Genomic DNA, 13,650 nt, shown 5'->3' on the forward strand with positions numbered 1-13,650 from the left:
GAACCGGCAGTCGTGCAGGGTGAGTCGAGGGGGACGAATGACTGGGCACGATCCGATCGATGAGTGGGCACCGCAAGGAATCGACGTGACGGTGCCGAGCGTCGCGAGGGTGTACGACGCAATGCTCGGCGGCAAGGACAACTTCGCGTCCGACCGGGCCGTGGCGGACAAGATCCGCTCGGTCCTGCCGGTCAGCGCCGAGAGCGCCGGAGAACACCGTGCGCTTCTCGCGCGCGCCGTGCGCTTTCTCGCCGCACAGGGCGTCGACCAGTTCCTGGACCTGGGTTCGGGCCTGCCCACGGTGCAGAACACCCACCAGGTCGCGCAGGCGGCCAACTCCGCGGCCCGCGTCGTGTACGTCGACAACGACCCGATGGTTCTCACGCACGGGCGCGCGCTCCTGACCGGCGACTCCGGCACCGCGGTCATCACCGCGGACGTCCGCGACCCCGAGGACGTGTTCGCCCGTCCCGAGGTCCGCGAACTGATCGACCTGGAAAGGCCGTTGGGTCTGATGATGGTCGGCGTGATCCACCACCTCGGGGACGACGACGATCCGGCCGGCCTCATCAAGCGCTACGTGGACCGGATCGCGCCCGGCAGCTACCTGTTCCTCTCGCACTTCCAGGCGGATCCGCCGATCACCGACCGGATGGAGCAGGTCTTCCTCCAGATGCTCGGCAGCGGCCGCTTCCGGACCAAGGCGGAGATCGAGGCGTACTTCGACGGACTCGAACTCGTCGAGCCGGGGGTCGTGGACATTCCGTTGTGGCGCCCCGACAGGCCGATCACCAGGCCCCTGGCCGCCGACGACCCCAATCGGCTCATCGCGACAGGCGTCGCACGCAAGGCGTAGCGCCGCACCGCGCCGCGCGGCGGCACACGGCCCGCCGACCCTCCGGCGCGTGTCAGTGGGCGGCGCTAATGTCGGCAGAATGAGCAGTGAAGCAATTTCGGACGGGGCAGTGGAAGTGGCCGTCCGCCTGTCGCCCGCGGCCGCCGACCGGGTCCGCGGGCTGATCGGACTCGGCCTCGCGGCCTCGGTCGAGGACTACGTCGCCGACTCGGTCCGGAACCGCCTCGCCGGTTTCCAGGAGATCAGCGGCGGTACGACCGGGCAGCCGGACGGCGATCCGAGGGAATGGGTGACCCCCAGGCGTTAACGCGCCTGCCGCGCCTGCCCCCGCGCGAGCCGGTCGACTGCGTCCGGGTCCGCGGGAGCGGTCGCGGTGAGAGTGCCGACCAGTGCCTGGGCGAGAACGGTCGCCGTACCGATCCGCGCATCCTCCTGCTCGTCGCCGGTCACCTTGCCGATCACCGCGTCGCGCACGGACTGCGAGATGTCCAGGGAGCCGAACAGTTCGGGGAACGACAGGGCCATCAGGCATACGCCCACGTTGGCGGACAGTATCGACTGGGCGGCCAACTCCGGCGGCCTGCGCAGGCGTCCGATGTCCTGGCAGCGCCGCACCACGGCGAGGAGCAGGGCCTGCGCCTCCTTGATCGCCTGCGGCTTGGCCTCCCCGGTGGGCGTGAACATCAGCCGGTACAAGTGCGGGTTGCCGAGCGCGAACGCGACGTGGCTGTCCCAGGCCGTACGCAGGTCCGCCACCGGGTCGTCGGTCAGCGGGTTGCGCCGCTTGTTGGCGAGGAAGCGCTCGAATCCGGTGTCCGCGACGGCGGTGAGCAGCCCCTGCTTGTCGCCGAACTGGCGGTAGATCTCGGGCATGCCGACGCCGGCCCGGTCGCAGATGGCCCGGGTCGAGATCGCCAGCGCGTCCTTGGTGGCCAGGAGTTCCGCGGTGGCCGTCAGGATGCGCTCTCGTGCCGTCGACATGCCTCGCACGATATCAGCGTTAACACATCTGACCTGCACAGATCGGTGACGAAGGAAGGAACACGTGAGCTTACGTAAGCAGTGATTACGAGTTGTGTTAGCGTTGATCACAGGCGGGGAAGCACGCGCCCCCTGCCTGTCGACCTTTCGCAGCGAGAGAGCTGGTACTTCCCATGAGCCGATCGACGTTCCTCCGCGCCGCTTCGACCACCGTCGCGGTAGCCGCGAGCGCGACCCTCCTCGCCGCCTGCGGAGGTGAGGCCAACGCCGACGGCGACCCGGCCACCACCACAGCGGGCACACCGTCCGCCTCGCCGACGGGCGGGTCCACCGCCGCCTCCGCTGCCTCCGCTACGCCGAACTCCGGCACCCCGTCCGCGGCCGCCGAGGCGTTCACCGTCACGCACATAGGCGGGCCGACCACGATCCTGGAGGTCGCCGGCGCACGGTTCCTGATCGACCCCACCTTCGACCAGCCGAAGAAGTACAGGAGCGGCCTGGAGAAGACGCAGCCACCCGCGTTCGGCACCGACGGCATCGGCCGGATCGACGCCGTACTGCTCTCCCACGACCAGCACGACGACAACCTCGACGACGCGGGCCGCGAACTCCTCAAGAATGTCCCGGTCGTGCTGTCCACGCCCGGCGCGCACAAGCGACTCGGTGATCACGTCACGGGCATGGCCAGTTGGACGTCGACGGAACTGAGGACCCCCAAGGGCACCGTCAAGGTGACCGCGGTGCCGGCCCTGCACGGTCCCGACGGAGTGGACCGCGGCGAGGACGGCGAGGTCACCGGGTTCGTGCTCAGCGGCCAGGGCGTACCGACCACGTACATTTCCGGCGACAACGCATCGGTCAAGGTGGCCAAGGAGGTCGGCGACCGCGTCAAGCGGGAGATCGGGCCCGTCGACACGGCCGTCGTCTTCGCGGGCGCCGCGCGTACGCCGGCCATCCTCGACAACGCCCCGCTCACCCTCACCTCGCAGAACGCCGCCCTGGTCGCGAAGGACCTCGACCCCCGCAAGGTGGTCGCGGTGCACACCGACAGCTGGAACATCTACTCCGAGGACATGGCGTCCCTCGTGAAGGCCTTCCAGGACCAGGAAATCGCGGGGAAGCTCGTCGACATGCGACCGGACGGCACCCCTGCGAACCTGGCGTAGCCGGGCGCATCCTCCGCAGCTCACCTGAAGCCCCGGGGCCGACGTGCGATCGCGCGTCGGCCCCGGGGCTTCTACGTGCAGGCGGCGCCACGGAATCCCCCGGTTCGTCGGACCGGCCGAACATCCGAGCGGGCACGCGCGTTCGACGCACTCGCTCGCGAACCGACCTGCCATCATGAGAGGTTCGATACGGATTCGCGGCACGCTGCCGCCACGCGGCCCCGGGCCGGGCCGCTCGTCGAACCGAAGGAGTGGGCGTGCGCGAAGACACCGGGCCCGCACGCGCCACCGCCCTGCGGCCGGACGGCCTGCACGACCTGCGCGGGCGGCCGGTGCCGGCGGCTCTGCGCTACGGCCCGACCGACCTCGTCGTGGTCTCCGGGCTCCCGGGCGCGGGCAAGAGCACGCTGATGGCCCGCTGCGCACAGGCTCCGCTGATCGACTCCCAGCACGTACGGGAGAGTTACCAGGACCGGCTGCCGCCGTGGCTTCCCTACTCGGTGTTCCGCCCGCTCGTACGCTCCACGCACTACCTGCGGCTGATGGCCGAGTTACGGGCCTCCGGACCGCTGGTGATCCACGATTGCGGAACGGTGCCGCTGGTGCGGTCCTGGGTCCGGCGTACCGCCCGGCGCCAGCAGCGGCACGTGCATCTGCTGTTCCTCGACGCCGACGCGCAGGCCGCGCGCGGCGGCCAGCACGCACGCGGACGCAGCGTCTCCACAAGGGAGTTCGCCCGGCACCGGGCCGTGGCCCAGCGCTCGCTGGACCGGCTGCTCGCCGCCTCGGCACCGCCGCCCGGCTGGGCGTCCGCGGTACTGCTCGACCGGGCGGGGGCCCGGACCCTGCGGGAGATCGTGTTCCGGGCGCCGCCGGGCAGAGCCCTGCCGGTGCCCCGCGAACCCCGAGGTTCCCAGGACACCGGCCGGGCCAGGCTGGTCAGGGGCGCGTGAGGACGTTCACGCGGTCCCAGATGCGCAGCACGTTGTTGAGCACCCGGGTCGGCGGCGCGGCCGGGTCCGGGGCGAGGCCGGGGAAGTGCCGGGCCAGGGCGCCGAAGACGGCGTCGAACTCCATCAGCGCAAGGTGGTTGCCGGCGCACAGGTGCGTGCCGAACCCGAGCGCGAGGTGGTCCGCGACATCCGGGCGCCGGACGTCGAAGACGTCGGCGTCCGCTCCCCACTTGGCCTCGTCGCGGCCCGAGGAGCCGAACATCAGCCAGACCTGGGCCCCTTCGGGGATGGTCGCGTCCCCGACGGTCGTCTCGCGCATGACGCGCCGACCGAAGCCCTGGATGGGCGCCTCGTAGCGGAGGGTCTCGCCGAAGAGCGCCTCGTACGGCACCTTGCCGTCCCGCACCAGCTCCCACTGCTCGCGGTCCGAAGTCAGCATCTGCACGGCCGTGGCGATCGCGTGGATGGTGGTGTCCATCCCGGCGGTCGTGTAGGCGGCCATCGTCATGACGCACTCGATCTCGGCGATCTCGCCTCGGTCGGCGGCGGCGTGTGCGGCGCCCAGCCAGCTGTCCGGGCTCACGTTGTCGCGCGTCGCGACCGTCTGCAGGAACTCGAACATCGCCTGGGCGGCCGGAAGCCCCGCGTACACCCGCGGGTTCGGCGCCGCGAAGGTGTCGAACACCGACTCGACCTGCTTGACCAGCCCGCTGCCGTCCACGTGCGGCAGGCCCATCAGTTCGAGGATGACGCCGGTGACGTACGGCGCCGCCAGGTCGGCCACCGCGTCGAACGAGTCGCGGTCGGCCAGCGACACGACCAGCTCGTCCGCCCGGGCGCGCAGGCTGTCCGCGAGGTCGCGGATCGCGCGCGGAGCGAGCTGCTTGGACAGTACGCGGCGCAGGCGCGCGTGCTCCAGGCCGTCGGCGGCGAGCACCGAGCCCGCGGTCACCCACTGGTTGCCCTCGGGGTTCAGGTGCAGCCCGTTCACACTCGAGAACGTCTCGGGGTCGAGCAGCGCGGCCTTGACGGAGTCGTACCGCGACAGCACCCACGCGTTGAGGCGCTCCGCGTACACCGCGGGCCCGAGGGCCCGGAGTTCGGCGTACGCCGGGTACGGGTCGGCCAGCACCTCGTCGCCGAACAGGTCGAGCGGCGACGAAGGGCCGGAGACCGGCTGGGATATGGCGGATTCGGTCACTGCGATTCCTTTCACACTGCGGCTGCGTCGGCGCGCGCGATCAGGCGGTCCATCAGGGACAACATGACGTCGCGCGCCGACGCCCGTTCACGGGCGTCGAGCATCAGCACCGGCACGGTGGGGTCGGCGAGGTCCAAGGCGTCGCGAATGACGTCCGGGGAATGCGTCTGCCTGCCGTCGAAGCAGTTCGCCCCCACCACGAACGGGGTACCGCGCTTCTCGAAGAAGTCCACGGCGGCGAAGCTGTGGTCCAGGCGGCGCGTGTCGACCAGGACCACGGCGCCGAAAGCGCCGCGCAGCAGGTCGTCCCACATGAACCAGAAGCGCTCCTGGCCGGGCGTGCCGAACAGGTAGACCACCGAGTCGTCCAGGGTGATCCGGCCGAAGTCCATGGCGACCGTGGTCGCGGTCTTGTTCTCGATGCCGTTCAGGTCGTCCACCCCGACGCCCTCGGCGGTCAGCCGCTCCTCCGTCCGGAGCGGGCGGATCTCGCTGACCGTGCTGACGAACGTGGTCTTCCCGACGCCGAAGCCCCCGGCGATCAGGATCTTGATCTGCTGCACCGCGGGTATCGGGGCGGGGTCATAGCTTGCGGGCAAGGCCATCCCTGACTCGGTAGAGGAGGCGGATGTTGGTCGCGTCGGCCCCGCTCACCGCGGGCTGATGGGTGATCAGCCCCTGGCCCAGCAGTTCGCCGAGCATCACGGTCAGCGGGGTCACGAACATGTGGAGGCGTGCGGCCAGTTCCGTGACGATCACGGTGCGGGCGGGGGCGCCGTGGCAGATGGCCAGCACCGCCCGCCACTCGTCGGGCAGCGCGCCCACCGCGTCTTCCGGCACGGCCGCGGCCACCAGCGAGTTCATGGTGATCCGCGTGGACGAGGACGACTGGACGTGGCCGCCGGTGAGGGCGAACGGCCGGGTACGCCTCCCGGGCAGGTCTCCGCGGTGCCGCCCCGTCACGTCGTGCGTACGTTCGCTCGAGGCTTGGTACCCATGAAGTCACCGACCGCCTTGGCGACCCGGAGCACCTCGTACATGACGGCACCCATGTCCGCCCTGGCCCCGGTGACGACCACGATGGTGCTGCCCTCACCGCAGTTGGTGATGATGAGCGTGCGATCGACCATCTTGACGACGCTGTGCAGCAGTGGGCCGCCCTCGATGCTCGTCGCCAGCCCGCGGCCCAGGCTCGCGTAGCCCGTGCCGGCCGCGGCCAGGTGCTCGACCGTCTCCCGGTCGAACCCGAACGCCGACTTGGGCAGGCCGTCGTCGGACAGCAGGACGGCGCCGAGCAGTTCGGGGACGTCGGCCAGGTTCGCGTGCAGCATCCGGTAGACCTGCTCGTCGAACGGGTTGCTGGTAAGAGGGTCTTCCCTGAACATGGTTTATCCCGTTCCCTATGGCGTCGCCGGGTCGTCCTCGGCACGTCCTGCCTCGTTGAACTGGCCGGGCTGCTCGGCCTGGTCGAACGCAGCCTGGAGCCCGCGGTACATGTCGCGTGCCGCTTCGGGGGAATCCGGGTCGTACGGAACCTGCGGAACTCCCCCGGTGTCGTCGCGCAGTTGCGCGGCCAGGTGTTCGCCGCGCGAGCGCTTGGGCAGCGGATCGACGTCGAGTTCCTCGGCGGGCGGCAGCTGGTACGTGCCGCTCCCGGTGGCCGTCCCCGCGAGCTGCCGTGGTGCGGGCAGCGCCGGCGGAGCCGCCGCCGAAGCGACCGCCCGGACCGGCGCCGCCCCCTGCCGGATCGGCAGCGGCTCGGCGGCCCCCGCGGGCCGGTCGGACTCGGGATGCGGGCGGAGCTCGGGCGCCGACCACGGATCGGTGCCCTCGTATGGCGGGGAGACCTGGCCGTGGTCGGTGCGGCTCGCGAGCAGGCTGCGCGGGACGAGGACCACCGCGGCGGTGCCGCCGTACACCGAGCGGCGCAGGGTGACGTCCAGGCCGAGGCGGGCGGCCAGTCGACCGACCACGAACAGACCGAGCTGGGAGGCGTTGTCGGCCATCTCGGCGTACAGCGGAACCTGGCCGAGGCGCTCGTTGAGCTGGTCGTACTGCTCCTGGCTGAGGCCCATGCCGCGGTCCTCGACCTCGACCGTGACGCCGTGTACCGCGGCCTGGGCGCGCACGACGACCTTGTAGTCGGGGGGCGAGTAGCGCGCCGCGTTCTCGATCAGCTCGGCGAGGACGTGGGTGAGCTCGCTGGCGGCCGACGGGATGACTCGGGCGTCGGCGAGGAAGTGCTTCTCCACGCGTTCGTGGCCCGCGGCCTCGCCGGCCGCGTCCATGAGCAGGTTGGCGATGTGCGCCGGGGCGTCGTGCGGGTTGCTGATGACGCCGCCCGACAACACCTGGAGGTTCTCAATCTGGCGGCGCAGCCGTACCGTCTGGTGGTCGAGACCGTAGAGCCGCGAGGTGAGTTCGGGGTCCTGGTCGTGCAGCCGCATCAGGTCCTCGAGCAGCCGCAGCTGTACCCCGACCAGGACGACGGAGCGCCCGGTGACGCCTTCGGCGAACCGCTCGAAGCCCTGCCGTTCGCGGTACACGAGCTCGGCGCCGTCGGCAGCCTGCCGGGCCAGGGTGGCCACGGCGTCGCCGATCTGCCCGATCTCGTCCTTGGCGCCGGTAGGCCTGGGCAGGCCGGAGGTGTCGACGGAGGCGCCGCGCTGGAGCGAGCCGATGATGTCGGGCAGCTCGTCCTCGGCGAGGGCGAGCGCGTGGCCGCGGAGCTTGTTGGTGCGGCGGATGACGGTGCGGATCGTCATGAGGACGACGCCGACGATGAACAGCACCGCGGCGGCGCTGCCGGCGACCAGCCACCACGCGCTGCGGCGCAGGTCGCTGGACTTCTGGAAGGTGTTGTCCAGCAGTCCGATGACGCGGCCGACGTTGAGTCCGGTGAGCTGGCCCGCGAGTTGCTCGCGGGTGGCCTGCCACTGCTGGACATCCGTCGGCAGGAGGACACCGCCGGTGGCGACCGGGGTGTGGTTGGCGAGGACGGAGTCCTCGATCTTCGTCTTGGTCGTCCACGCGGGGTTCGCGAGCAGCCCGTCGTAGACGGCCTTGTCCTTGGCCGGGAGGTACGGTGCGACCCAGGTGCCGTAGATGAACCGCTGCACGCCGACGTTGTGCGCGAAGTCGGCGTACTGCGCGTCGGTGAGCTTCCGCGCGGGGCCCGAGAGGGCGATCAGCGCGTCCTCGCGCGAGAGTGCCTCGAAGGCGTGCATCAGGCCGACCAGCGGGCGCGTCTCGTACGTGAGCGGCCCGTCGTCCATGTTGGACATCTCCTGGTACAGCCGGATCATCTGGTCGATGACGCCGTTGTAGTAGTCCAGGACCTTCTGCGGGTCGCCGGCGCGGGTGTCGGCCAGGCGGCGGTGTTCGTCGAGGCCGACGAGCTTGTCCTTCACCATGACGACGTAGTCGTAGACGAACCGGTCGGATGCCGGGAGTTCCGGACCCGACAGGCGCATGAAGTCCGCCTCGACCTTGTCGGTGGCCGCGCGCTGCTTCTCCATCTCCTCCTGCGAGACGGGGGTGCCGCCGAGCCGGGCGGCGGTGAGACGCCGCTCCGCCTGTATCTGCTCCATCACCATGTAGCTGGGGAGGCCGGCCTTCTCACCCGTGACCGAGTCGTCCCGAATGTTGTCTGCTTGCTCGAGCAACCGCACGGCGGTGAAAGCCACTTGCGCGCCCAGCGCGACGGTGACGACGACGGCGAGCAGGATCAGCAGTGTGCGGATGCGGACGGCGCGCGGCGGACGCTGCGGGCGCGGCGACGCGTTGCGGTCATCGGTTAAGGGTGTGGAAGTCGTCATGAGTCCTCGTGGGCGGTCGGTTGTGGCTCCTGCGACGACCCTCGCCGCTCTGGGGCGAGTGCCTGCACCGATCCGGACGGATGCGACTTCGCTCTGCGCCTCCGACCCCCGCGCTACCCACAAGCGCTTCCGGCGTCGCTGCATCGTGGCAATGGGCTGGCACGGCACCGTCTCTGACGTGCCGTCAGCCAAGCAGGCATAGTCTCGCTCTAGGCTCTGTACACGCGCGTGGCCCTCCCGTTGCTGCGGCGCGTGGGCCCGTGGAGCCTACCGCCGCGTGACGGCAGTGGCCAATGGGTCGCAAGTGGCCAAATCGCCACAGTCGATACCCGGCCGCCCGAACCGGTGGCTCCCTCGCCTAGGCACGGAAACCACGCGGCACCGGCCGCGGCGCACGCACTGACCGGACCCGCACCGCGGGTGGTCAGCGGCCGGTAAGTGCCTGGTCAGCGGGCCGAACGAAGCTCTGAACACGACGCGGTGAACGGCCGCGACACGAATCAGAGGAGCGCAACATGGACACCGCCACCGGCAACCTCGGCATCGACACCGACATTCTGATCTCGGGTGCGAGCATCGGCGGCCCGGCGCTGGCGTACTGGCTCGACCGGTACGGGTTCAACGTCACCGTGGTGGAGCTTGCGCCGCGGATGCGGGTCGGCGGCCAGGCGGTCGACGTACGCGGTCCCGCACTGGAGGTCGCCGAACGCATGGGCGTCCTGGACGGACTGCGCGCAAGGCAAGTGCAGATGCGCGGCATGTCCATGGTCGACGGCGACGGCACCGAGCTGTTCAGGACGACCGAACGGACCATCACCGGCGGGGACATCGACAGCGAGGACATCGAAATCCTGCGCGACGACCTGTCCGAGGTGCTGGCCGGGGCGGCGGACGACCGTGTGGAGTACCTGTTCGGGGACTCGATCACCGCGATCCAGGAGGACGAGGACGGTGTTCTGGTCACCTTCCGGAACCACGCGCCGCGGCGCTTCCATCTGGTCGTGGGCGCCGACGGCCTGCACTCCAACACGCGACGGCTGGTGTTCGGCCCGGAGTCGGACTTCATCCGGCACATGGGCACGTACCTGTCGGTGTGGACCGTCCCCAACTTCCTGGGCCTGGACCGCTGGCAGGTCTTCCACCAGGTGCCCGGCGGCACTTGGGGCGGCGGGGTCATGAGCGTGCGCGGCAACACCGAGTGCCGGGTCTACCTGGGCTTCGAGTCCGCCGAGCCGATCGAGTACGACCACCGCGACGCCGAGGCCCAGAAGCGCCTGCTCGCCGCACGGCTGGGCGGCCTGGGCTGGGAGATCCCGCGGCTGCTGGAACACATGTGGACCGCCGAGGACTTCCACCTGGACTCGATGGCGCAGATCAAGATGGACTCGTGGTCGCGCGGCCGCGTGGTGCTGCTCGGCGACGCCGGCTACTGCGCGTCGCCGCTGTCGGGTCAGGGCACGACGATGGCGATCGCCGCCGCCTACATCCTGGCCGGCGAGCTGAAGGCGGCCGGAGGCGACCACGTCGTCGCGTTCGCGGCGTACGAGGAGGCGCTGCGCAAGTACGTGGCGCAGAACCAGGAGTTGGCGTACACCAACAAGGCCCGCGTCGAGGCCCAGGCCGCCGCGGAGATGGGCGCCGACACCGAACTCGACACCGCCGTGCCCGACTTCCAGGAGGCCGCGGACATTGTCGGCTCCCTCGTCCTCAAGGACTACTGACCCGCGCGGCGGAACGCGGTGACGCGGCGGTGCAGGCGAACGGCCTTGACGGCGCAGACGAAGGCGGCCGTGGACAGCACCGCCCGCACCCCGTTCCAGACGTTCCAGGTGGTCTCGAAGTCGGCGCGGACTCCCGAGGGGTTCGCGTCGCCCTTCGACGCGAGCATCTCGTTCAGCGGCACGTTGATGCCCGACGTGGTGAGCACCCCGGCGGTGTAGAGCGCGAAAGCGGCGGCCGTCCACTTGAGCAGGGTGCGGTCGCCACCGCGCTTGCGCAGCTTCCACCACGCCACGGCGGGAGCCAGCATCGCCCCGAAGAACGCGGCGAAGAACACCGGGTTCTCGATCACGACGTTGATGCGCTGCATCGAGTCGACGAACCCGGCGTCGTCCTTGCGCCCGAGCATCGGCATCACGAACGCGCTGAAGGCGAAGTACGTGGCGGCCATCGCACCGCTGGTGACGGCGCCCGCGGTCAGCCACTTGCCGAGGGAGTCGCGGGTGGTCGCGCTGAGCGCGGGGGCGGCGGTGGTGCCGATGACGGTCGGCGCGGTGATGGCGTTGGTGGTGGTGCGGTCGTAGGCGGCCATGGCGAACTCCTCAAGAAGGCGCGTCAGGTGGGGTCTTGCCGGCAGGGGCCGCGGTCCGTGTGCTCCGGTCCGTTCCACCCCGCTCTCTGTGTCTCAAGACTCCTCGATCGCAAGGGCCCGAACAACGGCCAGGTCGGCAACCCCGGTTAACCCACGAGTTACCGATCCGAGCGCCCCCGGACCTGCGGTCCCGGCGCGCGGCGCGCCCGAACCCGGTGCCGACGAGGACCCCGCGGAAGCCCGGATGGTCGAGCGCACGTTCGAGAGGAGTCGGGGCCGGGCGCCGTCGGTGTGCCTCCGCACGCCCTGCCGTCACCCCGTCTGCCAGGACGACCATGGCGTCCCGTCACGCCCCGGAGGTCCCCATGACACAGCCCACGCCTGTCCCCTCCTCCCCCGCCGTCCCCGCCCAGGCCGCCCGTGAGTCCCAGGCGGATCCGCCCGAACCCGCCGACCGGGCAGGCGAGTCCGGGCAGGAACTGCGCTACGTGGGCAGCGCGGGCGACACCGAGGAGGCGCTGCGGCAGGTCACCACGCGCGCGATGGCCGCACGCCTGCCGCGCCTCATCGCCCAGGCCCTGCGCCTGGCCTGGGCCGCCGACCCTCGGGCGTCCGCCGCGCTGCTCGTGTGCCAGGTCCTCGCGGGCATCCTGGAGGCCTTCGGCCTGCTCGCCACGACGTCGACGATCACCGCCGTCATCTCGTCCGGCGAGATCGGCGACCGCCTCCGCGACGCCGCGCCCTCGCTGGTCGTGCTGGCCGCCGCCGTGGGCCTGCGCGCCCTCCTCGGGGTGGCGGTCGTCGCGTTGTCGGCGCGCGTCACCCCGCGTCTGACCCGGGAGGCCGAGACGCTGCTCCTCGACGCCTCCGCCCGCGCCGAACTGGTGGCGTACGACCACCCGGGCTTCAACAACCGCTGGGACAGCGCCGATCGGGGCGTGCAGTCGATGCGCGGGCTGATCCCGCAGACCCAGGACGTCATCGCGGCGTGCGCGTCGCTCGCCGCGGCGGCGACGGTGCTGACCGTGCTGCACCCGGTCCTGCTGCCCCTGCTGCTGTTCGGCGCGGTGCCGCGCGGGCTGGCGGCCGTACGCGCGGCGCGCATCGAGTACCAGACGACCATCGACACGCTCAACGAGCGCCGCATCCTCGGCATGATGCGCTGGCACATCTCGGACAAGCACTGGGCCGACCAACTGCGTTCGAGCACGATCGCGCCGTTCCTGCTGGACCGCTACCAGCGCGCGTCCGACCGCGTGCAGCAGGTGACGCAGGACGCCGCGTGGCGCACCGCCAAGGTCGGCACCCTCGGTGCGGCGGCGGGCGGTGTGGCGGCCGGACTCGTCTGGGGCGCCGTGGTGTTCCTGCTGGCGACCGACCGGATGTCGGTGGCCGCGGCGGGTACCGCGGTGATCGGGTTGCGTACCGTCAGCACCGCGCTCGGCGGCATCGTCGCCTCGGGGTCGCGGCTCTACAGCGTGGGGCTCTACCTGGACGATTGGGACCTCTTCCTCAAGGAGGCCGGCGGGCACCGCATGAGGCGCGGTTCCCTGGTGCTCAAGCAGCCGTCGGCGTTCCGCGCCGAGGGCGCCGGGTTCACGTACCCGGGCAAGGACCGGGCGGCCGTGACCGGCATCGATCTGGACGTACCGGTCGGCAAGGTCGTCGCGCTGGTCGGCGAGAACGGTTCGGGCAAGTCCACGCTGGCCAAGCTGCTCTGCGGGCTGTACCTGCCGACCGAGGGCCGCGTCACCTGGGACGGCCACGACGTCCGCGAACTCGATCCGCACGAGTTGTGGGCAAGGCTCGGCTACGTACCGCAGGAGATCGCCCGCTGGCCGCTCCAGGCGATCGACAACGTGACGCTCGGTCAGTTGCGGTCCGAGCACGAGGTGGAACTGTCGGCCGCGCTAGCGGCTTCCGGGACGGACCAAGTGGTCGCGGAGCTGAAGTTCGGCCTCAGTACGCTGCTCGCGCCCGACTACTGGAACGGCACGGGGTTGTCCGGCGGACAGTGGCAACGCGTGGGCCTGGCCCGGGCGTTCTACCGCGACGCGCGGCTGCTGGTGCTCGACGAACCCACGTCCGCCCTGGATCCGCGGGCGGAGAACCGCCTGTTCACGAGCCTGCGCACGCTCGCGAAGGACCGAGCGGTGGTGCTGGTGACGCACCGCCTGGCCAATGTCGCGAAGGCCGACGAGATCGTGGTGATGGAGCACGGCCGGGTACGCGAACGCGGCTGCTGCGACGAACTGTTGGCCATGCCGCGCGCGACCGGACTGTTCCGCGAACTGTGGGAGCTGCAAGGGGAACGCTAGCGGGCACGGCAACGGAGCCACGGCCCGCCTTCGCGGCGGGCCGTGG

The 13,650-nt window shown here is 71.0% G+C and carries 13 protein-coding genes; 6 read left to right on the forward strand and 7 right to left on the reverse strand.

Annotated features, from left to right (window positions below):
* Window positions 1-37 precede the first annotated feature (37 nt).
* Entirely contained in the window at window positions 38-856 is an 819-nt protein-coding gene (locus tag ACWD12_RS13855; protein ID WP_450099737.1) for an SAM-dependent methyltransferase, read from the forward strand.
* 79 nt (window positions 857-935) lie between these two features.
* Window positions 936-1,163, forward strand: coding sequence for a hypothetical protein (locus tag ACWD12_RS13860; protein ID WP_450099738.1), 228 nt, complete (start codon window positions 936-938; stop codon window positions 1,161-1,163).
* Here the strand turns inward: ACWD12_RS13860 and ACWD12_RS13865 are convergent.
* Complete coding sequence (locus ACWD12_RS13865) at window positions 1,160-1,837, reverse strand: TetR/AcrR family transcriptional regulator (RefSeq protein WP_450099739.1); 678 nt, start codon at window positions 1,835-1,837, stop codon at window positions 1,160-1,162. The two genes, ACWD12_RS13860 and ACWD12_RS13865, sit on opposite strands and share 4 nt — an antisense overlap.
* Window positions 1,838-2,010: 173 nt before the next feature.
* Between ACWD12_RS13865 and ACWD12_RS13870 the strand changes: the two genes are divergently transcribed.
* Window positions 2,011-3,003, forward strand: a complete 993-nt coding sequence (locus ACWD12_RS13870; RefSeq protein WP_450099740.1) for an MBL fold metallo-hydrolase — start codon at window positions 2,011-2,013, stop codon at window positions 3,001-3,003.
* Between the two features lie 257 nt (window positions 3,004-3,260).
* Complete coding sequence (locus ACWD12_RS13875) at window positions 3,261-3,956, forward strand: AAA family ATPase (RefSeq protein WP_450099741.1); 696 nt, start codon at window positions 3,261-3,263, stop codon at window positions 3,954-3,956.
* Here ACWD12_RS13875 and ACWD12_RS13880 read toward each other — a convergent pair.
* From ACWD12_RS13880 to ACWD12_RS13900, 5 genes are read right to left on the reverse strand one after another with little or no spacing between them, the layout of a single operon-like run.
* Window positions 3,943-5,157: a cytochrome P450 gene (locus tag ACWD12_RS13880; RefSeq protein WP_450099742.1), complete on the reverse strand. Its 1,215-nt coding sequence runs from the start codon at window positions 5,155-5,157 to the stop codon at window positions 3,943-3,945. The two genes, ACWD12_RS13875 and ACWD12_RS13880, sit on opposite strands and share 14 nt — an antisense overlap.
* A gap of 11 nt (window positions 5,158-5,168) precedes the next feature.
* Entirely contained in the window at window positions 5,169-5,762 is a 594-nt protein-coding gene (locus tag ACWD12_RS13885) for a GTP-binding protein (RefSeq protein WP_358358857.1), read from the reverse strand.
* Window positions 5,740-6,120, reverse strand: coding sequence for a DUF742 domain-containing protein (locus ACWD12_RS13890; protein WP_358358854.1), 381 nt, complete (start codon window positions 6,118-6,120; stop codon window positions 5,740-5,742). The genes ACWD12_RS13885 and ACWD12_RS13890 overlap by 23 nt, the downstream gene beginning before the upstream one ends.
* The gene (locus ACWD12_RS13895) at window positions 6,117-6,542 is read right to left on the reverse strand and encodes a roadblock/LC7 domain-containing protein (protein ID WP_450099743.1); all 426 of its coding nucleotides are present in this window, start codon (window positions 6,540-6,542) and stop codon (window positions 6,117-6,119) included. Before ACWD12_RS13895 ends, ACWD12_RS13890 begins: the two co-directional genes overlap by 4 nt.
* 15 nt (window positions 6,543-6,557) lie before the next feature.
* Window positions 6,558-8,975 (reverse strand): nitrate- and nitrite sensing domain-containing protein, encoded by a 2,418-nt coding sequence (locus ACWD12_RS13900; protein WP_358358850.1) that lies wholly within the window; start codon window positions 8,973-8,975, stop codon window positions 6,558-6,560.
* Between the two features lie 515 nt (window positions 8,976-9,490).
* Between ACWD12_RS13900 and ACWD12_RS13905 the strand changes: the two genes are divergently transcribed.
* A complete protein-coding gene (locus ACWD12_RS13905) occupies window positions 9,491-10,696 on the forward strand; it encodes an FAD-dependent monooxygenase (RefSeq protein WP_450099744.1) in 1,206 nt (401 codons plus the stop codon).
* On the opposite strand, the gene ACWD12_RS13910 is transcribed toward ACWD12_RS13905, so the two are convergent.
* Entirely contained in the window at window positions 10,690-11,286 is a 597-nt protein-coding gene (locus tag ACWD12_RS13910) for an anthrone oxygenase family protein (protein ID WP_450099745.1), read from the reverse strand. The genes ACWD12_RS13905 and ACWD12_RS13910 overlap by 7 nt on opposite strands.
* 365 nt (window positions 11,287-11,651) lie before the next feature.
* Between ACWD12_RS13910 and ACWD12_RS13915 the strand changes: the two genes are divergently transcribed.
* Window positions 11,652-13,604 carry an ATP-binding cassette domain-containing protein gene (locus ACWD12_RS13915; RefSeq protein WP_450099746.1) on the forward strand — a complete coding sequence of 651 codons (1,953 nt, stop codon included), beginning with the start codon at window positions 11,652-11,654 and terminating at the stop codon, window positions 13,602-13,604.
* Window positions 13,605-13,650: the final 46 nt, after the last annotated feature.

Source organism: Streptodolium elevatio (genome assembly GCF_053592165.1).

What these genes read in the sequence shown, in the direction of transcription:
- ACWD12_RS13855 (WP_450099737.1), top strand. Translation starts at nt 38, where the DNA reads ATGACTGGGCACGATCCGATCGATGAGTGGGCACCGCAAGGAATCGAC.
- ACWD12_RS13860 (WP_450099738.1), top strand. Translation starts at nt 936, where the DNA reads ATGAGCAGTGAAGCAATTTCGGACGGGGCAGTGGAAGTGGCCGTCCGC.
- ACWD12_RS13865 (WP_450099739.1), bottom strand. Translation starts at nt 1,837, where the DNA reads ATGTCGACGGCACGAGAGCGCATCCTGACGGCCACCGCGGAACTCCTG.
- ACWD12_RS13870 (WP_450099740.1), top strand. Translation starts at nt 2,011, where the DNA reads ATGAGCCGATCGACGTTCCTCCGCGCCGCTTCGACCACCGTCGCGGTA.
- ACWD12_RS13885 (WP_358358857.1), bottom strand. Translation starts at nt 5,762, where the DNA reads ATGGCCTTGCCCGCAAGCTATGACCCCGCCCCGATACCCGCGGTGCAG.
- ACWD12_RS13895 (WP_450099743.1), bottom strand. Translation starts at nt 6,542, where the DNA reads ATGTTCAGGGAAGACCCTCTTACCAGCAACCCGTTCGACGAGCAGGTC.
- ACWD12_RS13900 (WP_358358850.1), bottom strand. Translation starts at nt 8,975, where the DNA reads ATGACGACTTCCACACCCTTAACCGATGACCGCAACGCGTCGCCGCGC.
- ACWD12_RS13905 (WP_450099744.1), top strand. Translation starts at nt 9,491, where the DNA reads ATGGACACCGCCACCGGCAACCTCGGCATCGACACCGACATTCTGATC.
- ACWD12_RS13910 (WP_450099745.1), bottom strand. Translation starts at nt 11,286, where the DNA reads ATGGCCGCCTACGACCGCACCACCACCAACGCCATCACCGCGCCGACC.
- ACWD12_RS13915 (WP_450099746.1), top strand. Translation starts at nt 11,652, where the DNA reads ATGACACAGCCCACGCCTGTCCCCTCCTCCCCCGCCGTCCCCGCCCAG.